The 23,439-nt window shown below is 69.6% G+C and carries 24 protein-coding genes and 1 pseudogene; 10 read left to right on the top strand and 15 right to left on the bottom strand.

Features of this window, described 5'->3' with window-relative positions:
• Positions 1-39 precede the first annotated feature (39 nt).
• Together ACZ5CR_RS34410 and ACZ5CR_RS34405 are read right to left on the bottom strand one after the other, a co-directional pair.
• A pseudogene (locus ACZ5CR_RS34410) lies at positions 40-159 on the bottom strand (IS481 family transposase); the annotation flags it as partial.
• Between the two features lie 49 nt (positions 160-208).
• On the bottom strand, positions 209-1,387 hold the full coding sequence (locus ACZ5CR_RS34405) for an alpha/beta fold hydrolase (RefSeq protein ID WP_468864857.1): 1,179 nt from the start codon (positions 1,385-1,387) through the stop codon (positions 209-211).
• A 423-nt stretch (positions 1,388-1,810) separates the two neighbouring features.
• Between ACZ5CR_RS34405 and ACZ5CR_RS34400 the strand changes: the two genes are divergently transcribed.
• A complete protein-coding gene (locus ACZ5CR_RS34400; RefSeq protein WP_468864855.1) occupies positions 1,811-2,902 on the top strand; it encodes a hypothetical protein in 1,092 nt (363 codons plus the stop codon).
• Positions 2,903-3,399: 497 nt separating this feature from the next.
• Here the strand turns inward: ACZ5CR_RS34400 and ACZ5CR_RS34395 are convergent, their stop codons facing one another.
• Entirely contained in the window at positions 3,400-3,987 is a 588-nt protein-coding gene (locus ACZ5CR_RS34395; RefSeq protein WP_468864852.1) for a TetR/AcrR family transcriptional regulator, read from the bottom strand.
• 344 nt (positions 3,988-4,331) lie between these two features.
• Here ACZ5CR_RS34395 and ACZ5CR_RS34390 point away from each other — a divergent pair, with 344 nt between their 5' ends.
• The gene (locus ACZ5CR_RS34390) at positions 4,332-4,916 is read left to right on the top strand and encodes an NAD(P)H-dependent oxidoreductase (RefSeq protein WP_468864850.1); all 585 of its coding nucleotides are present in this window, start codon (positions 4,332-4,334) and stop codon (positions 4,914-4,916) included.
• Positions 4,917-4,985: 69 nt separating this feature from the next.
• Here the strand turns inward: ACZ5CR_RS34390 and ACZ5CR_RS34385 are convergent, their stop codons facing one another.
• From ACZ5CR_RS34385 to ACZ5CR_RS34375, 3 genes are all read right to left on the bottom strand, one after another.
• On the bottom strand, positions 4,986-5,888 hold the full coding sequence (locus ACZ5CR_RS34385; protein WP_468864847.1) for a helix-turn-helix domain-containing protein: 903 nt from the start codon (positions 5,886-5,888) through the stop codon (positions 4,986-4,988).
• Positions 5,889-5,892: 4 nt separating this feature from the next.
• A complete protein-coding gene (locus ACZ5CR_RS34380) occupies positions 5,893-6,720 on the bottom strand; it encodes an alpha/beta fold hydrolase (protein ID WP_468864845.1) in 828 nt (275 codons plus the stop codon).
• A 77-nt stretch (positions 6,721-6,797) separates the two neighbouring features.
• The gene (locus ACZ5CR_RS34375) at positions 6,798-7,298 is read right to left on the bottom strand and encodes a hypothetical protein (RefSeq protein ID WP_468864842.1); all 501 of its coding nucleotides are present in this window, start codon (positions 7,296-7,298) and stop codon (positions 6,798-6,800) included.
• Positions 7,299-7,535: 237 nt separating this feature from the next.
• Between ACZ5CR_RS34375 and ACZ5CR_RS34370 the strand changes: the two genes are divergently transcribed.
• The 3 genes from ACZ5CR_RS34370 (at position 7,536) to ACZ5CR_RS34360 (ending at position 9,278) form a co-directional block, all read left to right on the top strand.
• The gene (locus ACZ5CR_RS34370) at positions 7,536-8,294 is read left to right on the top strand and encodes a polysaccharide deacetylase family protein (protein ID WP_468864840.1); all 759 of its coding nucleotides are present in this window, start codon (positions 7,536-7,538) and stop codon (positions 8,292-8,294) included.
• A 128-nt stretch (positions 8,295-8,422) separates the two neighbouring features.
• Positions 8,423-8,842 carry a helix-turn-helix transcriptional regulator gene (locus tag ACZ5CR_RS34365; RefSeq protein WP_468864977.1) on the top strand — a complete coding sequence of 140 codons (420 nt, stop codon included), beginning with the start codon at positions 8,423-8,425 and terminating at the stop codon, positions 8,840-8,842.
• Between the two features lie 10 nt (positions 8,843-8,852).
• Positions 8,853-9,278 (top strand): VOC family protein, encoded by a 426-nt coding sequence (locus ACZ5CR_RS34360; RefSeq protein WP_468864838.1) that lies wholly within the window; start codon positions 8,853-8,855, stop codon positions 9,276-9,278.
• Between the two features lie 82 nt (positions 9,279-9,360).
• Here the strand turns inward: ACZ5CR_RS34360 and ACZ5CR_RS34355 are convergent, their stop codons facing one another.
• Positions 9,361-9,939 carry a TetR/AcrR family transcriptional regulator gene (locus ACZ5CR_RS34355; protein WP_468864836.1) on the bottom strand — a complete coding sequence of 193 codons (579 nt, stop codon included), beginning with the start codon at positions 9,937-9,939 and terminating at the stop codon, positions 9,361-9,363.
• Between the two features lie 96 nt (positions 9,940-10,035).
• On the opposite strand from ACZ5CR_RS34355, the gene ACZ5CR_RS34350 reads away from it, so the two are divergent.
• The gene (locus ACZ5CR_RS34350; RefSeq protein ID WP_468864834.1) at positions 10,036-10,482 is read left to right on the top strand and encodes an anthrone oxygenase family protein; all 447 of its coding nucleotides are present in this window, start codon (positions 10,036-10,038) and stop codon (positions 10,480-10,482) included.
• A gap of 51 nt (positions 10,483-10,533) precedes the next feature.
• A complete protein-coding gene (locus tag ACZ5CR_RS34345; RefSeq protein WP_468864832.1) occupies positions 10,534-10,959 on the top strand; it encodes a DUF4267 domain-containing protein in 426 nt (141 codons plus the stop codon).
• A gap of 30 nt (positions 10,960-10,989) precedes the next feature.
• Here ACZ5CR_RS34345 and ACZ5CR_RS34340 read toward each other — a convergent pair whose 3' ends face one another.
• The 3 genes from ACZ5CR_RS34340 to ACZ5CR_RS34330 all read right to left on the bottom strand — a co-directional run bounded on the left by ACZ5CR_RS34340 (position 10,990) and on the right by ACZ5CR_RS34330 (position 14,389).
• The gene (locus ACZ5CR_RS34340) at positions 10,990-11,895 is read right to left on the bottom strand and encodes an SRPBCC family protein (RefSeq protein ID WP_468864830.1); all 906 of its coding nucleotides are present in this window, start codon (positions 11,893-11,895) and stop codon (positions 10,990-10,992) included.
• Positions 11,892-12,209: an ArsR/SmtB family transcription factor gene (locus ACZ5CR_RS34335; RefSeq protein WP_468864829.1), complete on the bottom strand. Its 318-nt coding sequence runs from the start codon at positions 12,207-12,209 to the stop codon at positions 11,892-11,894. The genes ACZ5CR_RS34340 and ACZ5CR_RS34335 overlap by 4 nt, the downstream gene beginning before the upstream one ends.
• 62 nt (positions 12,210-12,271) lie before the next feature.
• A complete protein-coding gene (locus tag ACZ5CR_RS34330) occupies positions 12,272-14,389 on the bottom strand; it encodes a HelD family protein (protein WP_468864827.1) in 2,118 nt (705 codons plus the stop codon).
• A 67-nt stretch (positions 14,390-14,456) separates the two neighbouring features.
• On the opposite strand from ACZ5CR_RS34330, the gene ACZ5CR_RS34325 reads away from it, so the two are divergent.
• Complete coding sequence (locus tag ACZ5CR_RS34325; RefSeq protein WP_468864825.1) at positions 14,457-15,254, top strand: TetR/AcrR family transcriptional regulator; 798 nt, start codon at positions 14,457-14,459, stop codon at positions 15,252-15,254.
• A gap of 142 nt (positions 15,255-15,396) precedes the next feature.
• Here the strand turns inward: ACZ5CR_RS34325 and ACZ5CR_RS34320 are convergent, their stop codons facing one another.
• The gene (locus ACZ5CR_RS34320) at positions 15,397-16,116 is read right to left on the bottom strand and encodes a TetR/AcrR family transcriptional regulator C-terminal domain-containing protein (protein ID WP_468864823.1); all 720 of its coding nucleotides are present in this window, start codon (positions 16,114-16,116) and stop codon (positions 15,397-15,399) included.
• Between the two features lie 245 nt (positions 16,117-16,361).
• On the opposite strand from ACZ5CR_RS34320, the gene ACZ5CR_RS34315 reads away from it, so the two are divergent.
• Both ACZ5CR_RS34315 and ACZ5CR_RS34310 read left to right on the top strand, forming a co-directional pair.
• Entirely contained in the window at positions 16,362-17,378 is a 1,017-nt protein-coding gene (locus ACZ5CR_RS34315; RefSeq protein ID WP_468864821.1) for an ATP-binding cassette domain-containing protein, read from the top strand.
• Positions 17,371-18,117, top strand: a complete 747-nt coding sequence (locus tag ACZ5CR_RS34310) for an ABC transporter permease (protein WP_468864819.1) — start codon at positions 17,371-17,373, stop codon at positions 18,115-18,117. Before ACZ5CR_RS34315 ends, ACZ5CR_RS34310 begins: the two co-directional genes overlap by 8 nt.
• Positions 18,118-18,176: 59 nt before the next feature.
• On the opposite strand, the gene ACZ5CR_RS34305 is transcribed toward ACZ5CR_RS34310, so the two are convergent.
• From ACZ5CR_RS34305 to ACZ5CR_RS34290, 4 genes are all read right to left on the bottom strand, one after another.
• Positions 18,177-20,150 carry a phosphotransferase gene (locus ACZ5CR_RS34305; RefSeq protein ID WP_468864817.1) on the bottom strand — a complete coding sequence of 658 codons (1,974 nt, stop codon included), beginning with the start codon at positions 20,148-20,150 and terminating at the stop codon, positions 18,177-18,179.
• A gap of 266 nt (positions 20,151-20,416) precedes the next feature.
• Positions 20,417-21,130, bottom strand: coding sequence for an HAD family hydrolase (locus ACZ5CR_RS34300; protein WP_468864814.1), 714 nt, complete (start codon positions 21,128-21,130; stop codon positions 20,417-20,419).
• Between the two features lie 32 nt (positions 21,131-21,162).
• Positions 21,163-22,056, bottom strand: a complete 894-nt coding sequence (locus tag ACZ5CR_RS34295) for a GntR family transcriptional regulator (protein ID WP_468864974.1) — start codon at positions 22,054-22,056, stop codon at positions 21,163-21,165.
• Positions 22,057-22,262: 206 nt separating this feature from the next.
• Complete coding sequence (locus ACZ5CR_RS34290; protein ID WP_468864813.1) at positions 22,263-23,186, bottom strand: FadR/GntR family transcriptional regulator; 924 nt, start codon at positions 23,184-23,186, stop codon at positions 22,263-22,265.
• Between the last annotated feature and the right edge of the window lie 253 nt (positions 23,187-23,439).

The raw sequence follows: 23,439 nt of genomic DNA, 5'->3' as shown, positions 1-23,439 counted from the left end.
GCACTGACCGGGGACGTTGATCAATCGCGTGAAGGGACCGGTAGGCCAGGAAACCTGGAGCCGAGCGACAACCTCGCTGATAGGCCACCCATCCTCGACGACGAGTCGTACGACCTTCAGGCGGTGGCGCGGAGTCAGTGCGGCGTTGCGGTGCGACATGGCAAGGCCCCTCCTCGGCCGTTCGGCCAGGAGGGGCACTGGGATGTGTTCAGGGTTCGAGCAGGAGCCCGAGGACGTGGGCGAACTCTGCCGGCTCGGCGCTTGCGCCGAGGTGGTTGCCGGGCGTGTCGATCAGAGGTAGCTCCAGAAGTTCAGCGAGTGCTTGGGTCGCCCGGCGCGCCATCTGGTGATGGCTCAGCGAGCCGGCGCACAGCGTCACCGAAACGCGACGGATGGCCTCGATGTCGGGAACGTAGAAGACCGTGGGGCCGGCCATCCGCCCCAGGAAGTAGCGGTTCTTGTCGAGTTCCTCGACCGGTAGCTCGGGTAGCGCCATATGGGCGGGAGGCGTCTGATCTGGTCCTGTGTGGTGGGCAGCGCCGCTGAGGTCAAAGAACTCTTGCACTGCCCACTGAGGATCAGCCTCTGCAGCTTTGAACGCTGCTGCGGCTCGGCCAGCCAGGTCTGCGTCCCCCAGGAGGGATACAAGGGGCGGCTCGTGCAAGACGGCCCGGCCGACCACGTCAGGATGCTGCTTGCCCAGCTCCAGCAGCGTCACGGCACCACCACTGGTACCGACGAACAGGGCGGGCCCTCCGGTGAACCTGTCGACAAGTGCAGCAAGGTCCTCGGCAAGGACCTCAGGCGTGGGCGCGGCCATCCCTGGGACCGCACGGCTGGCACCAATACCACGCGGATCGTGGGTGACGACGGTAAACCGGCCTGCAAGCTCATGCGCCAGCGCTGCGAAACCGGCCCGCCCAGCCGGCGCCCCGACGAGGAACAGCAGTGGCCCCTCACCCTGGACACCGAAGGCAATCGTGCAGTCTGGTCGGTCGAGAAGGTCCACCGAACTCGTGATCCGATCACTGAAGTCCGCGATCTTCCGAGTGATCACGTCGAGCGCACGGTCCAGCTCCTCGCGCCTATCGCGGACGCGACGGCGATGAGCCGTCAGCAACTCCACTCGGAGCCTGGCCGGATCAGCCACCTTGTCGTCAGCGCCTGTGAACTGCGCGATATCGGCCAGTGGCATCCCCGTCTCACGGAGATGAACCAGCATGCGGATCAGCTCGACGTCGGCCGTCGTGTATTGGCGGCGCCCCGCACTGTCGCGCCGTGGAGACGGTACGACCCCCTGACGTTCGAAGTACCGCAACGTGTCGGGCTCCAGACCGATCCACGCCGAGACTTCCGCGATACCAAACAGCTCATCTGCCTCACTCATGCCTCAAGCCTCACCCCTGGACCTCGGTTCAGGTCAAGCGATCATCAGCCGACCGCGGCTTCGACAAACTCAATCAACCTGTCCGGTCAGCACAACTAGTCGCCAAGCGGCGCAGGTCGCCACTCGCGGTCGCGTGCTGTCGCGTACTGGTGGATTTCCTCGATCGTGATGGGAGTCCTGTGGGTGAGGAGGAACCTCAGCATTGGTGACAACCCGACTGCGAACACAAACCTTGTGACAACTAGCCCGAGCATTTGGTGACAACCATCGCTGCGAACGTGACCGAGAAGGCCAGGTCAGATCTCTCGCTCGGTGACAGTTATCGCTGCGAGTCACACCGCTGTGACCGACTTCCCTGTCTCAGAAGCTGTCAGCTCTCGTACGATCCCACTTCAGGTGGGGGCCAAGAGGGGGGTGCGGCCAGTGCGCCGCTTTGTGATTGCTGTGCTCAGCGCGGTCCTGGCGATGACGGTCGGTGGGTGTGCGACGGACAAGGGCACGCGTCCGACGGCGCATCAGAGCGGGACGACCAGCTCCGGGCCGTGGCGGCCGGTGGGCCACACCGGCAACCCCGGAACCCTGTACGGCGTGGTGGCTACCGGCGCGCAAGAGGCATGGGCGGTGGGAGACGAGAACAACGAGCCGGTCGTCATGCGGTGGCGCAGCGGGACGTGGGCGGGTGTCCAGGTACCCGGGAAGCTCGGCCTGAATAGCCTGCGCGTCGTCGCAGCCTCGGGTCCGGGTGACGTGTGGGTCTTCGGTACCGGGGGGCTGACCGGCGGCCAGGAGTCCCGAGCGGCGCGGTGGAACGGCAGCCAGTGGACACCCGCCTGGCGTGAGCCCAACTCCTTGGTGGATGCGGCAACCGTCGCGGGGCCCGGCAACGTGTGGGTGGCGGCTCGGCGGCGGGGCGGTGACGGCACCTGTCGCTCGTTCCTCCGGCACCATACGGCTGCGGGCTGGTCGGCCGTCGCCCTGCCGTCGGTGATGTGCGTGCATGCCCTGCATGCCCTGTCGCCTCGGGATGTCTGGGCCGTGGGCGAGAGCCGGGGCCGACCGGTAACTGTGCACTGGGACGGGCGGCGGTGGCGCACGGTGCCGCTGCCGCCCGCGGTCGCGGGGTCAACCGGAGAGCTGCGCAGTCTCGCCGCACAGTCGCCGACGCAGCTCTGGGCGGTCGGCCGCACGGGTCGAACGGGGGGCGTCGTCGAGCCTGTCGCGGTGCGCTGGGACGGGCACAAGTGGGTGAGTGTGATCGGCTCCGGCATCGCCGGGAAGCTCGTCAATGCCGCCGCCGACGGGCATGGCGGGGTCTTTGCCTCCGCATTCTCCGCGAGCGGAGACGATCTGGTCTTCCACTACGACGGCCGGAACTGGTCGAGCGAACATGTCGCCTCCGACCACTCCATCACCGGGCTTGCTGTCATCCCCGGCACGTCCCGGGTCGTAGCCGTGGGCGTCTGCTGCGCAGGCTACGACGAGGACACCAGTGGCAAGATCTGGATGCGCCGCTGACGATCCACGGCTGGTCACCGCCCGAATCGGATGCATCAAGAGGTCACCAAAGGTCCGCGTCGTGGCAGCCCGCCACACTCGTCGCCCGCCCCTGGCTTCCCCGCCGCACACGCCCCGGAGCGGACCATGCCGCCACTGACTCCGGGCAACGATCTCCATCTCTCCATCAGAAAGGGCAGTGGTGTCTCAGGCCCAGGCCCCAGGCCCGGAAGCCATCCTTCCGCTACCAGCGATGAGAAGGAAACGACCGGGGCGGCGCACCGACTTGCCCGGCGCCGACCACATCACGGACAGCGGACCGTCCCGCAGTTGGCGCTGCGAGTCACCCGTCCCGCGCAGGGCGATGCGGTCGCGGTGCAGGACATCAAGAATGTCGAGGATGTCGAGGATGTCGAGGATGCGGACGCCGCGGCGCCATGCCGGTCAGGCGGTCAGGCGGTCAGGCGGTCAGGCGGTCAGGCGGTCAGGCGGTCAGGCGGTCAGGCATGGTGCCGGACTCAGGGGCGGCCAGGTTCGTCGCAGGCGGTCCAGATAAGGCGATGGGCGAGCTCATGGGTGCGCCGGGCGGGACCCTGGGGTCCGAGGACGGTGGCGGTGACGTAGACACCGTTGAGGACGAGGAGTAGTTCGTCGGCGAGCTGCTCGGGGTCGGGAGCGCAGGCCTCGGCCGCCAAGTCACGCATCCAGTCGCGGACCCGCTGCTCGTGGGTGACCGCCACTCGGTTCGCTGGGTGCTCCGGGTCGGGGAACTCGGTATGGGTGTTGAGCATGGGGCAGCCGCGGAAGGTGGGCAGCCCGGTCTCCTCGATGACGGCCGTGAAGATCGCGAGGAGCTTCTCGCGCGGGTCGTCGACCTGGTCGGTGACCCGGCACATGCGCGCGAACCAGGCGTCGGCGCGGTCCTGTGTGAAGGCGCTGGCAAGAGCGTCTTTGGTGGGGAACTGCCGATAGACAGTGGCGTTGCCGACCCCGCTCTCTTTGACCACCAGGTCCATACCGACAGCGCGGATGCCGCGCTGGTAGTACAGGCGGCTCGCCACGGCCAGGACGTGGCGCCGGTTCTCCTCCGCTGTCTTGCGGGCCATGGCGCGCTCCTTCTGCTTGTCATGCGTCGCGTCGAGCCGACGCGGCGCGCGGTGGGCGGCAGGCGGTGAGCCCTTCGGCCGCGCGCTGGGCACGTCTCAGTTTGACAGACGGATCGATCCGTCACAAACTCCGTAACGGATCGATCCGTCACAAAAGATCGAGGCACGAGACACCTGCTCCTCATACCCCTCACGCTCCTCAAGTGAGTCACCTGAGTCACCTGAGTCACCTGAGTCACCCATGTAACCCGCGTCACCGGCAGACGTGATCGACGTCCACGGTGGCGTACGGATCAGCTGCTCCGACCCTCCCGTAAGCCGACCACAGTCAAGGACCAACCGCGATGAACCATCCCAGCCCCCTCTCCGCAACCTCTACCGGCCCGGCCTCCTCGCGCACCCTGGTTGTCGTCGCCCACCCCGACCTCGCCTCCTCCCGGATCACCGCCCGCCTGACCGAGGCCGTGAGCGACCTCGCACACGTCACCGTCCATGAGATCGGTCCCGCCTATCCCGATGGCCGCTTCGACATCGCCCGTGAGCAGCAACTACTGCGCGACCACGACCGGATCGTGTGGCAGTTCCCCTGGTACTGGTACTCCGTCCCGGCAGTGCTCAAGGCATGGATCGACCAGGTCCTCACCCACGGCTTCGCCTACGGCAGCAGCGGCTCCGCACTGCGCGGCAAGACCCTCCAGTTGGTCACCTCCACAGGCGGGCCGGAAGAGTCGTACGCTCCTGTCGATCCCACCTCCCGTTTCACGCTGACCCAGCTGCTGGCACCCCTCGACGCCACCGCCCGCCTGATCGGCATGCGTCTTGCCGAGCCGCTGGTCCTGCACGGCGCCCGCACCGTCTCCGACGAGAACCTCGCCGTGCACGCCAAGCGCTACCGCGAGCTTCTCGACTCCACCCGACGGGCCGACTGAGCCTCGCGCACAAGGCGGTCCGGGCCGGAGCCGCCTCCTCTCTCGTGGGACCTCAGCCGGGACCTCAGCTCACTTCGCCGGAACCTGACGACGCTGACGACAGGCCGGAGACGTCGACGGCGTCAGGTTCGCGAACGAGGTCGGCCACGCGACGTCGTCGATGGCCAGCCACGGCGCAGCGGCCACGGCGGTGGGTGTCGCCCCGGTGAACGCCTTGACCTCGCGGTGGAGGTGGGCCTGGTCGGCGTAGCCGCTCGCGGCCGCCACCTGGGCGGTGGCGTTGCCCGCCGCGAGGAGATGGGCGGCGTGGTCGAAGCGCACCAGCCGGGCGGCGCGCTTGGGGGTGAGGCCGATCTGGGACCGGAAGCGGGACCACAGGCGCTTACGGCTCCATCCGACCTCGTTCGCCAGGCTGTCGACGCGTACCCGTCCCCGGCTGGTGCGCATCAGCCACCAGGCAGCAGTCACCTCTGGATCGAGCGACGGGCGGGCGCTCAGCCGTCGGCCAAGGGCATCCGCCGCGATCGTGAACCGCTCGTCCCACGACGCGGCGGCCCGCAGCCCGTCCTCGGTACGCCCGGCGTCGCGGCCCCAGACATCCTCCAGGGAGACCACCGTCCCGCTGAGGTCGGTCGACGCGCCGAGCACCGCGACCGCCAGGACCGGCGACAACCGGATCTGGAGGCACTCGATCCCCCCGGCCGCCCGGCCTCCGAGCCGAAGGTCGGGCGGTCCGAGTCCAACGACCGTGCTGCCGCATTCGCGCCGGCCGTGGGCGTCGTAGACAAGGCTGTCTCCCTCGCTCAGGTCCACGAACAGAGTGACCGAGGGGTGCGCGACCATGGCGATATCCACGCGCGCCGGGGCACGTTGGCGGAACCCGGCCATGCTGACCCCCGGTAGTCGGCCCCGCTGCCGGGGCACGGCGATCTCCACCGACGCCCAGTCATGTGGTGATTCGGTGGTCCTCACCACATCAGGCTAGGCGATGGGCTTCAGCGGCCCTCGCCGCGAAGCCCAGCAGCAACTCCCCTGTCTCCTGCGGTGCTTCGAGCATGGGGAAGTGTCCGACGTCGGGCAGCTGCTCGACTCGCGCGTTCGGCACCGTGTCGTATTGGTGTGCCGAAGACGGATCCCAACGACGGTCGGCAGCACCGAAGATGACCCGAACCGGGACGTCGAGTGCGATCAGGCGCGCGGGTACGCTCCTTTCGGCGATGTACGCGCTGTTCTGGCGCAGCACCGTCCTGAACCTGCGGTAGCCAATGGCCCGTGCCGCGGCGACCAGGTCGTCCGGGACGTCCACCGGGCGATTGCACACCGCGGTCACCCCCCGGCGGAGCATCGCGTCGGAACGGACCCTCCACAGAAGCGGGCCGAGCGGCGGGGCGAGCAGAACCCGAAGGAGGGCGGGCTGCGGAAGGAGCGCGTCGGGACTCGGGCCACTGCTGATCAGCGCGAGCGAACCCACCAGGTCCGGGCGCTGTTCGGCGAGGGCGGTGGCGATGTAACCACCGCTGGAGTGCCCGGCCACGGTGACCGGACGAAGGCCGAGCTCATCGAGCGCCGCGGCCAGGCGGGCTGCCTGCCCAGGCACGTCGTACGACGGCGCGGGCGGGGACTGGCCGTGGCCCGGGAGGTCGACCCGGATGACGTGATACCGGCTGGCCAGTGCCGGTACCACCGGGTCCCAGGAGCTGCCCGAGGCCCCCGATCCGTGGACGAGCACCAGCGGCGGTGCCTCTCGCGGGCCGTCGTGGACCAGATGCATCCCGTGCAAGTGCTCGCCGTCGTAGATACCCATGCACGGGAGGATGCCTGGGCTGCTGGCCTCGGTCTTGTACAAATGTCGTCAGTCAGCTGCGTCGCTCCCCGCCACTTCTACCGGGAACCGGACAGCCACTTCCAGCGCCGCCGCTCCGTGACGAGGGTGGTGACCGCCGCCAGGGACACGAGGACCGCCGCCCACGTCGGCCAGACCAGCCACGACGAAGTCACCGCCGCGGCGATCTGGAGAAGCACGAGAAGGATGGTGACCCAGCCCGGTACGGCGATGATCACGCTCGCCTTGTCACCCGGAGTGGAGAAACACGTGGGAAGGCCGATCAGAAGCACCACGGACAGGACGGCGAGCAGCCACGAATGACCGGCCAGCGCCCAGGGGGTCGCCACCCAGGCGACGAGTTCCACCGCGAAGCGCAGAGCGGATGCGACGCGGTCGTCGGGTCGATCATCGAGGCGGCCGTCGGAGCGGCCGTCGAGTCGATCATCGGAGCGGCCGTCCGACCGGCCATCGAGTTGGGCATCAGGTCGGTCGTCGGGCCGGTCATCAGGTCGGTCGTCGGGTCGCGCCGAAACCGATTCCCCCGCAGCGTCTGACATCCCAGGACGATCTCACGGTCCGCACTCAACTGCCAGACCGTGTACGGCCGTTCGCGCGGGGGCGAGATCGGGCCAATCCACACCGTTTCGGCCGCCGCTCGCGGAGAGTTGTCCGCGAACTCCCCCGGAATTGTCCTTGATCGGTAACGGGCGCATCCTTCCGTCACCGTGCCTCGTCCCCCCTGGTGGGTCGTAGTGACCAGGGGATCGGCGAGCACAGTACGCAAAGGGGCGGACATGGCACGGCACAGCAACACACGGGGCTGGTACGGCAAGGTGATCGGTGCGGCGCTCGGCGTGACACTGCTCGCCACCGGTGCCTCGGTGTGGACCGCGCAGGCCGGTACCGACTCGCCCAAGGCGGACGCCCCCGCCACGTCGAAGGTGAAGCCGGTCGCGGCGACCATCGCGCACGCCTCGGACAAGGGCGAGCGCGGCGTCAACATCACCATCGACGACGGCCCCGACCCCAAGTGGACTCCTGAAGTACTCGAACTGCTGCGGGAGTACAAGGTGAAGGCCACGTTCTGCATGGTGGGGACGCAGGCGCAGGCCTACCCCGACCTCGTGAAGAAGGTCGTCGCGGACGGGCACCGTCTCTGCGACCACACGGTGTCGCACAACACCGCCATGGACAAGGAATCCGAGGCCTACCAGTCGAAGCAGATAGTCGACGCCGAACGCATGATCACCAAGGCGTCCGGGGGCGTACGGCCCATGTACTACCGCGCGCCCGGCGGGGCCTTCACCCCCTACAGCCGCAAGCTCGCCGCATCCCACGGCATGCGCCCGCTCGGCTGGAACGTGGACACCAAGGACTTCGAGCACCCGGGTACGGACGCCATAGTGGCCACCGTCCGGCGCGAGCTGCCCAACGGCCCGACGCTCCTCTTCCACGACGCGGGCGGCGACCGCACCCAGACCGTCGAGGCCCTGCGCCAGGTCCTGCCCCAACTCAAGCAGGACGGCTACTCCTTCGGCTTCCCGGTGCGCTGAGCCCCGCCACGCCCTGGAGAAGGAGGGGCGGACCCGTGTCGCTACGGAGCCAGCGCGCCAGGCCGCTCCCCCAGGGCCTGACGCACGCGCCGCATTCCCGCGCAGTCGGTAACGTTCCCCGTGTGGCTGTGTCTCTCCCCGACCTCGTTCTCCTGCGCAAGGCCCGTGACCGGATGGACCGCGACTACGCGGAACCCCTGGACGTCCCGGCCCTGGCGCGGGCCGCCCTCATGTCGCCCGGGCACTTCTCGCGCAGCTTCCGCGCCGCCTACGGCGAGACGCCGTACAGCTATCTCATGACCCGCCGCATCGAGCGCGCCAAGGCGCTGCTGCGGCGCGGGGACCTGTCGGTGACGGAGGTCTGCATGGCCGTGGGCTGTACCTCGCTCGGCTCCTTCAGCACACGGTTCACCGAGCTGGTCGGCGAGAGCCCGAGCGCGTACCGGGCCCGCGACCACGACCACGGCGCCGCCATCCCTGCCTGCGTCGCCAAGACCCGCACCCGGCCGGTCAGAAACGGAGAAGCGAAACCCGACGCCGGTACGTAGCGTCGTACCCATGGAAATCAGCCTCTCCCAGTGTTTCATCGCCGTCGACGACCACGACAAGGCGCTCGCCTTCTACCGCGACGTACTCGGCCTCGAAGTACGCAACGACGTCGGTTTCGAGGGCATGCGCTGGGTGACCGTCGCCTCGCCTTCGCAGCCGGACGTGGAGATCGTCCTCGAACCGCCGCTCGCCGACCCGAACGCCTCCGCCGCCGACCGCCAGGCCGCGGCCGAACTGCTCGCCAAGGGCATGCTGCGGGGCGTCATCTTCCGGAGCAGCGACGTCGACGCCACCTTCGAGCGGATCCGTGCCGCGGGCGGCGAGGTGTTGCAGGAGCCGATGGACCAGCCGTACGGCGTCCGCGACTGCGCCTTCCGCGACCCGTCCGGGAACATGCTGCGGTTCAACCAGCCGCGCGAGAAGCGCGAGAAGTAGGAGCACCGCGGGCGCGGCTGCACCACCCACGCCCGCTGCCACCACCCCACCGCCCCGGCTGAGTGCCCGCCGGGGTGGTGGGTCAGGCCATGGCGAGCCGGTCCACAAGGAGTTCCACCCTCGGCTCGATGTACTCCGGCGGCAGCCGTCCCGCTCGGGTGAGGGTGGCCAGGCCGTGCAGGGCCGCCCAGAACGTCTCGGTGAACAGTCCCGGGTCGATGCCGTCCCCGGCGACCTCACCGAGGCTCTCAAGCAGCGAGGCGAAGGCGTCCTTGAGAGGTTCCGGCGTGTCCTCCTCCGCGAACGCCAGGCCGCCGTCGAGCTGGAACAGGGCGTCATAGACCGCCGGGTTGCGTGCGGCGAAGTCGAGGTAGGCACGGGCGAGGGCGTACACCCGGGCGCGCGGACCGTCCGCTGCGGCGGTCGCGGCCCGCACCGCCACGGCCATCTCGGCGGCGCCTTCGATGGCGACGGCGCCGATGATCTCGCGCTTGCCACGGAAGTGGCTGTAGAGGACGGGCTGGCTGTATTCGATGCGCTCGGCGAGCCGGCGGGTGGTGACCGCGTCCCAGCCCTGCTGCTCGGCGAGTTCGCGGGCCGTCGCCACGATGAGGCGCTCCCGCTCCGCCCGTTCGCGCTGCTTGCGTTCCTGTACCGACATGACTCGATCCTAGCACCGCTAGACAATCGAGCGGCAGTAGCACTAGCGTTGCCTCATCAGCTAGCAACGCTAGATGTCAGGACGGGAGAGGTCGTCATGCTCAACGCACTTGAGGTGTTCGCCACCGTGGTCTTCGGCGTGATGGTGGGGGTGGAGTTCTCCGTCGCCTTTGTCATGAACCCGATCCTCAACGCACTCCCCGAGGACAGCGGCCAACTCGGCCACGCCCACGGGGGCCGGATGCTCGGCGCCGTGATGCCGTTCTGGTACATCGGCTCGCTCATCCTCCTCGCGATCTGGGCCGTCGCCGGATGGCACCACCAAGGAACCGGCCTCGTCGTCACCGCCGGTGGGCTGCTGCTCGTCAGCGTGATCATGTCGCTTCTGCTGCTCGTCCCGATCAACAACCGGAACAAGACGTGGACCCCTGACAACCGGCCCGCCGACTGGAAGGAGCAGATGAACCGCTGGAACCGCTTCCACTACGTCCGTGTCGCGCTCCTCATCGCCGCCTTCGCCCTACTGGTCGCCGCCCTCGTCTGACCAAGCTGACCAAGCCGACCAAGCTGACCAAGACTCGCGAGGAGACGAACAATGCCGCTGAAGAAGATCAACACCGTCCTGGCCGCCGCCTTCATCCTCTTCATCCTCTGGTTCGGGACGGAGTTCATCGTGAGCCCGGAGACGACGGCGCCGGGCTTCGGGCTGCCGAGCTGGCCGTCCGGCGACGGCGGCGGCTTTCTGGTCATCAAGGGAATCCGCGACGTCGTCATGGCCCTGGTCCTGGCCATCCTGCTGGTGACGGGCCACCGCCGGGCGCTGGGCTGGGCGCTGCTCGTGGAGGCCTTCGCCGCGTACGGAGACATGACCACCGTGCTGGCCCACCACGGCTCCGTGGCCACCGCGCTCGGCGTCCACTGCCTGACCGCGACGCTGATGGTGGTCAACGGCCTGCTCCTCATGCGCGAGACCCGCAAGGTCGTACCCACTCCGGCAGCGCCCGCCCCGCAGCCCGCCTGACGCGCCACCTGACGGGGCGCGGAGGGGACCTCAGCCCTCCAACAGCCGTCCCGCCAACCGCTCGATGCGGGCGTGCCAGGCGGCGAGCGCCTCGTCCGTGGCCGCCGCGGTGTCGAAGGGGCAGGTCTGCGTCAGGACGAGCCGGGTGCCGTAGCCCGTGCCCTCGCCGAGTTCCCAGCGCACCTCACCCTTGGGATGCACGGCGTACGTGAGCGACACCGGGGCCCGCAGCGCGGTGACCGGGCCCGCGGAGACGCCGTCCGCCAAGAAGCCGTCGGGGGCCGTGTCGCCCTCCAACGGCTCCTCGCCGGAGCAGAGTTCGGCCCACACCGCGTCCGCCGACCGCACCAGCTGCCGCTCGAAGCGGATGCCGTTGCCGCCTCCACCTCCTTCGCCGTCGCCGTCGCCGTCGCCGTCGCCGTCGCCGGTCACCGTCCCGTGGCCCAGGTCGAACTGCTCCAGATACGCCTCGTGCAGCTCGCCCGCGTCCCGGCTCACCTCGGCCTTTCCACCGTCCAGGAACTGGCCGAGCGCCGAGATGCACAGCTGCCAGCCGGCGGCGAAGCTCGGGGCGCCGAAGCGGTCGCCGAAGGTGTGGACGAGGGTGAGCAGCGAGCCCCGGCCGTCGGGCCCTTCCGGGGTGATCTCCCAGCGCAGGTGGTCGTCGCCCCAGCTGAAGGCGAAGAGGCGCGGCTCGTCGGCGTCGGTGACCTCGCCGGTCATGCCGGGGCCCTCGTCGCCGGGAAAGTGGAAGCCCAACGCGCCGCCGGGCCGCAGCTCCAGGGTCACCTCGGAGGGGAACCACTGCGCGAGGTGCTCCGGCCGGGTGATCGCGGCCCAGACCTTGGCGGGCGGGTGCGCGAGGCGGCGCTCCATCCGCAGGACGCTGCGGCCGCCTTCCTCGTCGTGGCCGAGGGTGTCGGAGTGCGGGTTCATGAGGAGTCACCGTCCATGACGTCGAGGTGCCGTTCGAGGGCGTCGAGCCGACCCGCCCAGAGGTGCCGGTAGTGCGCGAGCCACGCGTCGAGCTCGGCGAGGGGCTCGGGCCGCAGCTCGTACCAGCGGCGCTGCCCGTCCCGCCGCACCTTCACGAGACCCGCGTCGCGCAGGACCCGCAGATGCTTGGACGTGCCGGGCTGGCTCAGACCGAGCCGGTCGGTGAGCTCACCGACCGGACGAGGGCGCTCGAGCAGCAGATCGAGGATCTTCCGGCGGCTGGGGTCGGCGAGTACGTCGAACGGTATGGGCACTCTCCGAACATAACGCCGCGGCTATATAACCGCAACGGCATGCACGCGTGCCTGTCGGCAACTCACCCCTCCCACGGAAGCGGCCTGCTGTGCAGCACGTCGAGCCGGGAGACCGCCCTGGTCAGGACCACGTACAGGCGGCTGGGCCCGCGTCGTTCCGCCTCCGCGATGGCGGCGGGCTCGACGGCCGCCACATGGTCGTACTCCAGACCCTTCGCGACGGACGCGGGCAGCACCGTCACACGCGCGCCCAGATCGTCCGGGCCCGCACTCTCGATGCCCGCCGCGGTGAGTGCCTCGCGCAGGCGGTCCGTGTCGGCGTCGGCGGCGATGACACCGACGGAGCCCTCGCGGGACAGCGCGTCGCGCACCACGTCGACGGTGGCGGCACCCAGATCCCGTACCTCCTTGATCCTCAACTCACCGTCCGCACGCAGCGATCGCGCGGGCGGTACGTCGACGTCGAGCGAGGCCAGTACGCGATTGGCGAGCCCCACGACCGCCTTCGGTACGCGAAATCCGGTGGTCAGCGGGGTGACGGAGGCGTCGGGCTTGCCGAGGTGGGCGAGGAGTTCGGGCCAGCCGCGGGCGGCCCACGGGGTGGTGCCCTGGGCGAGGTCGCCGAGGACGGTGAGCGAGCCGAAGTCCGCGCGGCGGGCGATCACGCGGGCCTCCATCGGGGAGAGGTCCTGGGCCTCGTCGACGACGATGTGGCCGTAGCCGTCGGGCCGTTCGAGCAGACCCGCGATCTCGTCGAGCAGGACGAGATCGGCGGCGGACCACTTCGCCGACTTGTACGAGCGCGGGGGCCTGGCCCAGCGGATCGCCCGCTGCTCGTCGGCGTCGAGGATGCCGTCGGCCGCGGCGGCGAGGGCTTCCGGGTCCGCGAGCAGGGCGGCGAGCACCTCCTCCGGCCTGACCCTGGGCCAGGCGGTTTCGACGAAGCCGGAGACGGAACGGGCTCGGGAGATCTTCTGCAGCCAGGCGTTGTTCACGGGACCCGCGCGGCGCTCGGCCTGCTCCTGGATGTACCGGACGGCACGGGTGCGCACGCGCTCGCGGCCGACGGCGTACGGGGGTTCCTCGGCGCGTACGTCCGCGATGATCCGCTCCAGATCGTCGAGCGCGATCCGCCAGGTGTACGAACCGTCCGGCACCGCGATGGAGTTGGCGGGCGGCGCGACGCGCGAGTAGAGCGCGCGGCGCAGGACGGCCGCCATCCGGGCGTCGTGCTTGACGCTCGCCGCGCTCTCGCCGTCCTGGGCCCGGACGGGGGCCTCGGGCCTGGCGATCTCGTCCGCGACGGTGGACTGGCGCACGCCGGTCTCGCCGAGCGAGGGGAGCACCTCGGCGATGTAGCGGAGGAAGGTGCGGTTGGGGCCGAGGATGAGGAGTCCGGCGCGCTGCACTCGCTGGGGATGGGTGTAGAGGAGGTACGCGGCGCGGTGCAGGCCGACGGCCGTCTTGCCGGTGCCGGGGGCGCCCTGGACGCAGACGGACGCGGTGAGTTCGCCGCGGACGAGGTCGTCCTGCTCGGGCTGGATGGTGGCGGCGATGTCACGCATGGGGCCGACGCGGGGGCGTTCGATCTCTCCGGCGAGGATGCGGCTGCTCTGCGCGGGCGCGGTGCTCGGGGCGGGGTGCGCGGGCGCGGTGCTCGGGGCGGGGTGCGCGGGCGCGGTGCTCGGGGCGGGGTGCGCGGCCAGGGGCTCGTCCTCCAGGCCCGTGAGGTCGGCGGAGTCGCCCTTGCTGCCGGGCGCCCAGCCGAAGCGGCGGCGGACGGAGACGCCCTGGGGGGCGCGGACCCCGGCCTGGTAGAAGGCGCGGGACACGGGGGCGCGCCAGTCCACCACGAGGGGCGGGGCCGAGGGGTGTTCGGTGATGCGGAGGCGGCCGATGTGGTAGCTCTGCCCGCGATGATCACCGGCTTCGGCGGCTTCCGGCCCTTCGGCGGCGAAGTCGAGGCGGCCGAAGAAGAGCGGAGCCTCGGGGAGTTCGCGCATCGCTTTGGCGTGGCTGCGGAACTGGTAGCCGAGGACTTCGGCGTCGGCGCCGGACGCGGAGACGTCCGCTCCGCTGACGACCTGCTCCTCGGCGCCGTCGACCATGCCGGTGAGGGCGGTGCGGCAGGTGTCGTGGTAGCGGCGTTCCTGGGTCAGGACTTCGTCGAGTCGCGTCATACCGTCGAGAATAATGTAACTCAGTTAAATTTGTTACCGAGAATCAGGAGTGAGGTAAGCTCCCGCCATGACGGACGAAGAGATGGGCAACGGCGGCGGCACGGACTCCGCCACCGGCGGCACCGGCGGCCCCGGCGGCACCGGCGGCACCGGCCTCCGCGAGCGCAAGAAGCAGCGGATGTACCAGGCGGTGTCCGACGCGGCGATCGCGCTCTTCCTGGAGAAGGGCTTCGATCAGGTGCCGGTCGCGGAGGTGGCGGCAGCCGCCGACATCTCCAAGCCGACCCTGTTCCGGTACTTCCCGGCCAAGGAGGACCTCGTACTCCACCGGTTCGCCGACCATCTGGACGAGGCGGCACGGGTCGTCACCGCGCGCTCCGCGAAGCGCTCCCCCCTGGACGCCCTGCACCGCCACTTCCTCGACGGCCTGGAGCGCCAGGACCCGGTGACGGGCCTGTGCGACAACGCCCACGTACTGGCTTTCCACCGGCTGCTGTACGGGACGCCGTCGCTGGTGGCGCGGCTGTACGGGTACCAGGAGCGGTCGGAGAAGGCGCTGGGGGACGCACTGAACGAGGCGTCGGGCGGCGGGACGCCGGGTGGAGCGCCGGGCGGAGCACCGGACGGAGCACCGGACGGAGCACCGGGTGGAGCACCGAACGGAGCACCGAACGGAGGTGACGGCGACAAGCTCGCCGCGCGCCTGGCCGCCGGCCAGATCATCGCCGTACAACGCATCCTCGCCCTGGACATCTGGCGCCGGGTCGACGCGGGCGAGAAGGCGGAAGCGGTCTGGCCGGACGCGGTGGTGGCGACGAACCGGGCGTTCGGGCAGCTGCGTTCGGGGTTGACGCGGTACGCGTGAGGGCGCGAGGCCGCACGCGTACATAAGAGAGCGCGAGGGCGCGAGGCCGCACGCCATGCACGTGAGAGCGCGAGGGCGCACCCCGTGCACGTGAGAGCGCGAGGCGCACGCGTACACGTGAGAGCGCGAGACCGCCTCGCCGCTACGCGCTCCCCGGCCCCTCCACCATCACGGCCACCCCGTCGAGCACCCGCCCGATCCCGAACTCGAACTCCGTGTCCTCGGCGTCGGCGATATCAAGGGCCCCCGACGCGAGGGTCCGTCGCAGCGCCGGAAAGCGCCCTGGGTCGATCGAGGTCAGCGCGTCGATGGTGCGCGCGTACCGTCGCATCACCTCATCGGGCTCCTGACCCCCCGCCCTCATGACGCCGTCGAGATCGGCCATGAGCATGACCTCATTCCGCACGAAGCCGCCCACCAGCATGAGCACGGAAAGCTTCCAGCCCTCCTGCAGAGCGCTGCCGTCGAACGCCGCGAGCCCCTGCTCCATCCACTCCAACTGGTGCGGCGACACGGGCGGCGAGGTGATGGGGAGCCGTACGAGCCACAGGTTGCCCCGGAAGACCTCGCGCTGCGCCCGCGCCCACCACTCCAGGCGCGCCCGCCATCCCGTGATCTCCGCGGGCATCTCGGGCGGGGCTCCCGTCGCCACGTCCTGCATCAAGATGTACAGCTCGTCCCTGGCGGAGACGTACCGGTAGAGGGACATCGTCGAGACGCCGAGCGACTTGGCGACCCGCCCCATGGAGACCGCACCGATCCCCTCCGCGGCGGCGATGGCGATGCCCGCGTCGACGATGCGATCGAGACTCAGGCCGGGCTTGGGCCCCTTCGACGGGCGCTCGCGCAGCCCCCATGCCATTTCGAGGGTCGCGGAAAGCTGCGTGCCACCCGCGCTCCCGCTCCCGCTCCCGCTCCCGCTCCCGCTCCCCCTCGCACCCTCACTCGCACTTCCACCGTCCGCCGCCATGATCCGTCGCTACCTCCTCCTGAGCTGCCGCGCTTGACGCACATCGTAGTTCTGCGTAACCCTTACACGGTATCGCGTAAGCCTTACGCAGTAGATCGAGGCGCGCCCAGAGCGCCACCCGACCGGGGGAGACACCCATGCCACCCGCCCCACCCACTCCAGCCCCAGCCATCGAGGCGAAAGCCCTCACCAAGTCCTACGGAACCGGGTCCGGGTCCGGGTCCGGGTCCGGACCCGGCGGCCGAGCCGTACCCGTCCTGCGCGGCATCGACCTCCACGTCCCCCCAGGCACCGTCTTCGCCCTCCTCGGCCCGAACGGCGCCGGCAAGACGACAGCCGTCCGCATCCTCACCACGCTCACCACGCCCGACGCGGGCACGGCACGGGTGGCGGGCCACGACATCCGCACCGGGCGGCGCGAGGTCCGCCGCGCGATCAGCCTCACCGGCCAGTTCGCGGCGGTCGACGAGACGCAGACCGGCGCGGAGAACCTCCGCATGATGGCGAGGCTCGCGGGCCTGCCCCGGCCCGACGCCCGCGCCAGAGCGGCCGAACTCCTGGACCGTTTCGGCCTCACGGAAGCGGGAGACCGCCTGGTTCGCACGTACTCCGGAGGCATGCGCCGCCGCGTCGACCTGGCGGCGGGCCTGGTGGGCGACCCGGAGGTCATCTTCCTCGACGAGCCGACGACGGGCCTGGATCCGCGCAGCCGCCAGGAGATGTGGCAGGTGGTACGCGACCTGACGGCACAAGGCACGACGGTCTTCCTGACCACCCAATACCTGGAGGAGGCAGACCAACTGGCGGACCACATCGCCGTGTTGCACGAGGGGAAGATCGCGGCAGAGGGATCGCCGTCGGCCCTCAAGTCCCTGGTGGCGGGCCACCGCCTGGACGCGACGGTCACCACCCAGGCCGCCTACCTCCGCCTCTCCCCCAAGGCCACGCACCACTCCCCCGAGACCCTGACGCTCGGCTTCCCGACGGACGGCACGGCAAGCGACGTACGACATCTGCTGGACGAACTGGACCCGGACCGCACCGAGCTGGCGAGCTTCACCACCCGCACAGCGACGCTGGACGACGTCTTCCTGACGCTCACCAACCCGCGTCCGACCGACCCGTCGCGACCGAAGGGCCTGACCCATGTCTGAAGCCCTGGTCATGACCGGCCGCGCGATCCGCATCAGCCGCCGCAACGTGGACGCCCTGATCACCTCCATGGCGCTCCCCGTGATGCTCCTCCTGATCTTCGTCTACTTCTTCGGCGGCGCGATCAAGACGGACACCAGGTCGTACGTCATGTACGTGGTCCCCGGCGTCCTCCTCCTCTGTGCCGGATTCGGCTCGTCGAACACGGCGATCGCGGTCACGGAGGATCTCAAGGGCGGCATCATCGACCGCTTCCGCTCGCTCGACATCGGCGGCACCCAGATCCTGACGGGCCACGTCATCGCCTCGGTGGCCCGCAACCTCATCGCCACGACCCTGGTCCTCGCCCTGGCCTTCGCGATCGGCTTCCGCCCGTCGGCGACCCCGGCGGCCTGGCTCGCGGCGACGGCCATCCTCCTGGCGTTCATCCTGGCCCTGTCCTGGCTCTCGGCGACGGTCGGCCTCCTGGCCAAGTCCCCGGAGGCGGCGGGCGGCTTCACGTTCTTCGTGAGCTTCCTCCCCTACCCGAGCAGCGCCTTCGTCCCGACATCCACCATGCCCGCCTGGCTCAGGCCCTTCGCGGACAACCAACCGGTGACCCAGGTCATCGAATCCCTCCGCGGCCTGCTCCTCGGCCAGCCGGTGGGCTCGACGCCCTGGGTGGCCCTGGCCTGGTGCGCGGGCATCCTGGCCGCCTCGGTGGGGGCATCGGGGGTGCTGTTCAGGAGGCGGACGGCGTGAGGGGCGTAAGGGTCATGGGAGACGCGGGAGACGCGGGAGCCGTGGGAGACGTGAGGGGTTCAGCGCTCCCGGCGCAGCCCCAGTGAGGCCTTCGCCGCGTCCAAGGTCATCGCGTACGAATCGACGGCGCGCCGCACGTTCGGGCTGTCCACGGCGTCGCCCTCCAGCCGGTCCAGATCCACGTAGGCGGACCGGACGAGCTCGATCCAGCGGTACACCCGCCAGTCCTGCTCCCACCCCTTGGTGTACTCGGGCGGGAGCACGCGGGCCCACCGCGCGAACAGACGCTGTCTGATCTCGACCCGCGTCGGGGTGAGATGCAGATGGCGCACCAGGTCGTAGAGCGGATCACCGATCATGGCCAACTCCCAGTCGATCATGGTGAGTCGGCCGCCGGACCCGGATCGCACGAGGTTCCACGGGTTGAGGTCGCCGTGGAGCAGTACCGAGGGGCGTGACGTGGTGTCGTACCTGCCGAGGATTTCCTGCAACCGCCACCCGTTCGGCAGTCCGCGGGAGCGGGCCTGGCGCTGGGTCTCCTTGGACAGCGAGTGCACGAACCGGACCAGTTCCGCGCTCAGCCTGCCGTAGAAGCCGGTCTGCGGTGCGGCCGGATCGAGCCCGCGGTGGTCGACCCGGGTCAGTGCGTGGAGCTGGTCCACGAGGTTGTCCGCCTCGTTGGGCAGCAGGCCGTGGACAGGGTGGTTCGGCGGCTGCTCGCCGACCAGCGGGCCTTCGTAGGAGTGGACGGCGAACAGGTCGCCCCGGCCGCTGCTCCCGAGGGCCAGGATCTTCGGCGCGCTGACCCCGGCCTGCGACTTCTCGATGGCGGCGAGCACGGCGTGTTCGCTGAGGAAGCCGCCCTCCTGACGCGGCGCGGCCCCTGCCTTGCGCCTCACCACGACGGGCCGCTCGACCCCGTCCACCCGCACCACCGTGTTGAGATGGGCCGTGCCCTTGAACACCCGGTGCTGCTGTGCGGCGCCCTCCGCGGCAAGGGCCTTCAGAACGGCGGTCCTGGGGAAGTCGGGGCGCTCCGGGACGCGTTCGTCGGGCTGCCAGGAGAGGGTGGACACGGGCGACGGGTCCTCGGCCGCCGCTGCCGCGTGCCGGCTCTCGATCCGGGCCGCCTGCCACCGGAAGAGCGCGCGCTCGACCACGCTCACCTCGGGCAGCCGTGCGAGACCGAGCGGCTTCTCCGCCGCGTGCAGGCACTGGCGTACGGATTCGGCGGCCGCGCCCAGACGTGTGCTGTCGAGCGTCTCCCCCAGGGAACCCGCCGCCCTCATCACGTCGAGATGGACGGCACGGACCTGTTCGAGGGCGATGTAGCTCCAGACGTCCGCCCTGACCCTCTTCACGGCCGCGGGTCTGCGCCCGCTCATGGCGCGGACCCAGGCGTCGATCACCTCCGGCCACTGGAACTCGGGATACCGCATGCGCACCAGATGGGACGCCAGGTCGTAGGCGGGGTCGCCGTAGAGCGCCCGGGACCAGTCGAGGCTCACCAGAAGATCCCGGTCGCTCGGCTTCTGGTCGCTCGGATTCCGGTCGTACGGCTTCCGGTCGCTTGGTTTCCGGTCGTACGGCTTCCGGTCGTACGGGCGAAGGACCGTGGACCGGCACAGGTCCGTGTTCAGGAGGCTGTACGGGCGCCGCACCATCGAGGGCGACCGCCCTGCGCACTGGATCAGGGCGTCAGGCCCGATGCCGAACGCGTCGAAGAGGCCGCCGAATTCGGCCCGCATCGGCTGCACGTCACGCTCGTGGGTGTGCCGGGCGAGGTCCCGCAGGAACCCTCCGCTGTCCCTCTCGTCGTGCGGCCAGCCGCCGACGGGGCTCAGGAGTGACTCCTTGCGCACTAGAGCCAGCTGGGCGAGCAGCTCGGCGATGGCCTTGATCAGCTGCGAGGCGACCGGCTTCCCGTCCTCGGGGGTGACCAGGTGCTCCGGCAGATCGGGGAGTTCGGGGAGCACGGGGCGGTGGACGTCACGGAAGACCAGGGATCCGTTCGCCCAGGCGCTGATCGACACGTGCTGCTCCTGATGCTCGCGCGCTTACACGAAATTGCCGCACAGCCTTGATTACGCACACTCTTCCACGCGGCATGAGGGCAGCACACGGGCGAGAGTAGCCAAGGATGTGACGCGCTATGTAACGCGCTCATCCACCGGGCGTTACTCGGCGAGCAGGACGAGAAGCATCCGCACAGGCGGTGTCGGACCCGCGTCGGACCACCGTGTCGGACCCATGTCGGATCACTGTGTCGGCCCCGCGTCGGACCCGCGTCAGCACCGCGTCAGCTCGGTGCGCGAAGGATCTTGAGAACGGGTTCGAGGGATCTGACGATGTGCTCGGGCCTGACCCCCGCTGCCCGCAACAGCTCTTCCTTGTGATCGGTACGCGCGTAGCCCAGGAAGCTCACTCCGGCCCGCCCCGCGGCTTCGTGGTCGGTGGGCGCGTCGCCGATCATCAGCGCCGTGGAGGGGGCGGCACCCATGGCGCTCAGGGCGCGGGTGATGCAGTGCGGGTGGGGTTTGAGCAGATCGAGGTTCTGGGTGCGGCCGTAGACGTGCGGGGCGAAGCAGTGCATGAGGTTGCGCGATTCGAGGTACCTCGTCACCGCACGCGCGGAATTGTTGGTGGTGACCGCGAGCCGGGCGTCGGCATTGACCCAGGTCTGGATCACGGGGTCGGCGTACGGAGTCGGATACGCGGTCGCTGTCGCCGTCAGCTCCTCCTGAGTGAGCTGCTCCTCGATCTCGGTGATCAGATCGCTGCCGGGGTGCCGGGCGGCGACGGCGCGCATGACGACCTGTGGGTCCGCCTCCGCCCGCATCTTCTCGGACAGCAGACCGTGCAGACCTCGCTCCTCCAACCCGCGCAACATGCCCGCCGCGATCCGCTCGGCCTTGTGCTGGGCGAACAGCTGGCAGATGGGCCCGTCGAAGTCGAAGAGGACGAAGCGGGCCCGAACGACCAGCTCTCGCAGATTCTTGATCTCTTCTGTCATCTGTTCGTCGGTCTGCGTCGTATCAGGAGTCACTAAGAGAGTGTCAGGTCCGTCGCGATGGTTGCCCAGAGTGCGTCGAACCATTTCTGGGACTCCTCCACGAAGGCGGCGTCCCGGGGGGCCGCACTCTTGTCGAAGGAGAACAGGGGCGACTTCAGCCCCGCGACGTCGAACGCCTCCAACTCCGCACTGCCGAAGTCCAGCATGCTGCGCTCGATCGTGTAGTAGGCGAGGAGCGCCTCCTTCTGATTGAGCAGATAGAGCTTGACCGGCGGTGTGAACGGCAGCGCGCGGAACGACACGTCGACGTCGATGCCGTGCGAGGCGCGCAGCACCCGCAGGTTGTGGCGCAGGACCTGCCCCTGGGTGTTGCGCAGTGCGAGCCAGCGCCGGTGGACCTTGCCGTCCTCGTCTCCCTGGCCGTCGACCGGCCTGGGGAACGCCAGGTCGATGTCGCTGCTGGGCAGCAGGATGCGGACGCTGATCGATTCCGGGTGGATGAGTCCCTCGTGGATGCGGCGCAGGGGGTCACCGAGCGCCAGGATCAGCGTCTCCGCCGTGTAGGACACCACGTCGATCCGCACCTGGGGCTCCGAGAACGCCGCCGCGAGCCGTGGCGCGAGGCCGACCATCGAGGCCTGCGGCTCCTCGGCCGCCGATGTCGAAACCGGCGGCTCCGCCGCGATCCGTGGCGGGCTGCCCTTGCTCACGTTGGCCAGGAGGCCGTCGCCCTGCAGCGTCTTCAGCGCCTGGCGCACCGTCCCCCGCTCCACGCCGAACTCTTTCGCGAGCACCGCCTGCGTGGGGAGCCGGTCGCCCGGCTTGAGGTCGCCGGAGCGGATGCGGTCGCGAAGGATGTCGGCGATGTCCTGGGGAGTGAGCTTTCTGCTGCCGTTCACTGCAACGTTCTCCTGGGTCACAACCAGACGATACAACTCCTCGCCATCTCAGGGCAGTTGTCCTGAAGTTGTTTATGTTGCGGGACCAATAGCGGAAAGATTGAGTGAAGTTGGTTGCCAACTCATTTGAGATGGCAGGGCGCGGTCGTGATCGCGCTGGTGATGACCGGGCCCGCGATCTAGTCACGAGCAGCCAGGATTCGGCCAGGAGTCCGTCAGGAGTCGGCCACGAGTCAGCCGCGCGCCAGGTCCGGCTCCAGGTCCAGGTCCTGACTGATCGTGCCCCAGAGCGCGTCGAACCAGAGGCGGGACTGCTCCACCAACATCGTGTCCCGCAGCCCGTCGCCCTGGTGGAAGGGGAAGAGCATCGACTGCGCGCCCTGGGCGTCGTACATCTCCAGGTACTCGTGGCCGATCTCCTCGCTCTGCTTGGCGAGGGTGTAGTACGCGAAGAGCGCTTCGGAACCGTTGAGGAGATACAGCTTCACCGGCGGCGTGAACGGCAGCGCACGGAACGAGACCTGCACGTCGACGTCGTGCGAGGCCCGCAGCGCGAGGAGGTTGTGGCGCAGGACCTGCCCCTGCGCGTTCCGCTGGTCGAGCCAGTGTCTGTGCACATGGCCGCCCTCGTCGTCCCCGCTGTCCACCGGCGTGGGAAAGGCGAGGTCGATGCTGCGGCTCGGCAGCAGTACGCGGACGGTGACCTTGGCCGGTTTCCGCTGTCCGGCGTGAATCTGGCGGAGCGGTTCACCGATCGCCATCGTGAGTGAGACGGAGGTCAGGCAGAGCGCGTCGATCTCCACATGCGGGGACTCGAACGCGGCGGCGATGCGCGGGGCGAGGCCGACCATGGTCGACTGCGGCTTGACGCCACAGGGCCCGGACAGCCCGCGCCCCGCGGGCTCGGCGACCGTGGCCGGGCTGCCCTTGGACACGTTCGCCAGCAGGTTCTCGCCCTGCAGGGTGCGCAGCGCCTCACGTATCGCGCCACGCTCTACGCCGAACTCGTCGGCCAACTCGGCCTGAGTGGGCATGCGTTGGCCGGGCCGCAGCGACCCGGACCTGATCCGGTCGCGAAGCTCGTCGGCCACCTCGTGGTGAGACCTGTGCGGCCTCTTCATCCCCTTGACAGGGGCAGGTTCCCCGCTCACAACCAAACGGTACAACTTCGGGCCAACTTTGGGGAGTTGCTGTGAAGTTGCTCAGAAGGTGGTTATTAATCGAGCCATCGCGGAGATAACTCAGGTGAAGTTGGCGGCCAACTTAGGCAGCCTGGCAGGAACCCTGAGGGGTTGGCTGCCGGGGGTTCGTCCTGCTGACGGTGGGCGTCGAGGCCAAGAACACCAAGATCAGCGGCGTGGGGGCTGCGCTCCTCGTCCTGCTGCTCGCCCAGTCGGGCTGACAAGTGCC

The organism is Streptomyces sp. NPDC031274 (assembly GCF_055570235.1).
Note: the sequence above shows the minus strand (reverse complement) of the source record. Positions and strands in the feature narration are given on the sequence as shown.

Excerpts from the sequence above, each read along its gene's own strand:
- ACZ5CR_RS34355 (WP_468864836.1), bottom strand. The coding sequence starts at position 9,939 with ATGTCGGTACAGGAACGCAAGCAGCGCGAACGGGCGGAGCGGGAGCGC.
- ACZ5CR_RS34315 (WP_468864821.1), top strand. The coding sequence starts at position 16,362 with ATGCCACCCGCCCCACCCACTCCAGCCCCAGCCATCGAGGCGAAAGCC.
- ACZ5CR_RS34350 (WP_468864834.1), top strand. The coding sequence starts at position 10,036 with ATGCTCAACGCACTTGAGGTGTTCGCCACCGTGGTCTTCGGCGTGATG.
- ACZ5CR_RS34405 (WP_468864857.1), bottom strand. The coding sequence starts at position 1,387 with ATGAGTGAGGCAGATGAGCTGTTTGGTATCGCGGAAGTCTCGGCGTGG.
- ACZ5CR_RS34345 (WP_468864832.1), top strand. The coding sequence starts at position 10,534 with ATGCCGCTGAAGAAGATCAACACCGTCCTGGCCGCCGCCTTCATCCTC.
- ACZ5CR_RS34390 (WP_468864850.1), top strand. The coding sequence starts at position 4,332 with ATGAACCATCCCAGCCCCCTCTCCGCAACCTCTACCGGCCCGGCCTCC.
- ACZ5CR_RS34320 (WP_468864823.1), bottom strand. The coding sequence starts at position 16,116 with ATGGCATGGGGGCTGCGCGAGCGCCCGTCGAAGGGGCCCAAGCCCGGC.
- ACZ5CR_RS34340 (WP_468864830.1), bottom strand. The coding sequence starts at position 11,895 with ATGAACCCGCACTCCGACACCCTCGGCCACGACGAGGAAGGCGGCCGC.
- ACZ5CR_RS34380 (WP_468864845.1), bottom strand. The coding sequence starts at position 6,720 with ATGGGTATCTACGACGGCGAGCACTTGCACGGGATGCATCTGGTCCAC.
- ACZ5CR_RS34370 (WP_468864840.1), top strand. The coding sequence starts at position 7,536 with ATGGCACGGCACAGCAACACACGGGGCTGGTACGGCAAGGTGATCGGT.
- ACZ5CR_RS34360 (WP_468864838.1), top strand. The coding sequence starts at position 8,853 with ATGGAAATCAGCCTCTCCCAGTGTTTCATCGCCGTCGACGACCACGAC.
- ACZ5CR_RS34300 (WP_468864814.1), bottom strand. The coding sequence starts at position 21,130 with ATGACAGAAGAGATCAAGAATCTGCGAGAGCTGGTCGTTCGGGCCCGC.
- ACZ5CR_RS34330 (WP_468864827.1), bottom strand. The coding sequence starts at position 14,389 with ATGACGCGACTCGACGAAGTCCTGACCCAGGAACGCCGCTACCACGAC.
- ACZ5CR_RS34325 (WP_468864825.1), top strand. The coding sequence starts at position 14,457 with ATGACGGACGAAGAGATGGGCAACGGCGGCGGCACGGACTCCGCCACC.
- ACZ5CR_RS34395 (WP_468864852.1), bottom strand. The coding sequence starts at position 3,987 with ATGGCCCGCAAGACAGCGGAGGAGAACCGGCGCCACGTCCTGGCCGTG.
- ACZ5CR_RS34310 (WP_468864819.1), top strand. The coding sequence starts at position 17,371 with ATGTCTGAAGCCCTGGTCATGACCGGCCGCGCGATCCGCATCAGCCGC.
- ACZ5CR_RS34375 (WP_468864842.1), bottom strand. The coding sequence starts at position 7,298 with ATGTCAGACGCTGCGGGGGAATCGGTTTCGGCGCGACCCGACGACCGA.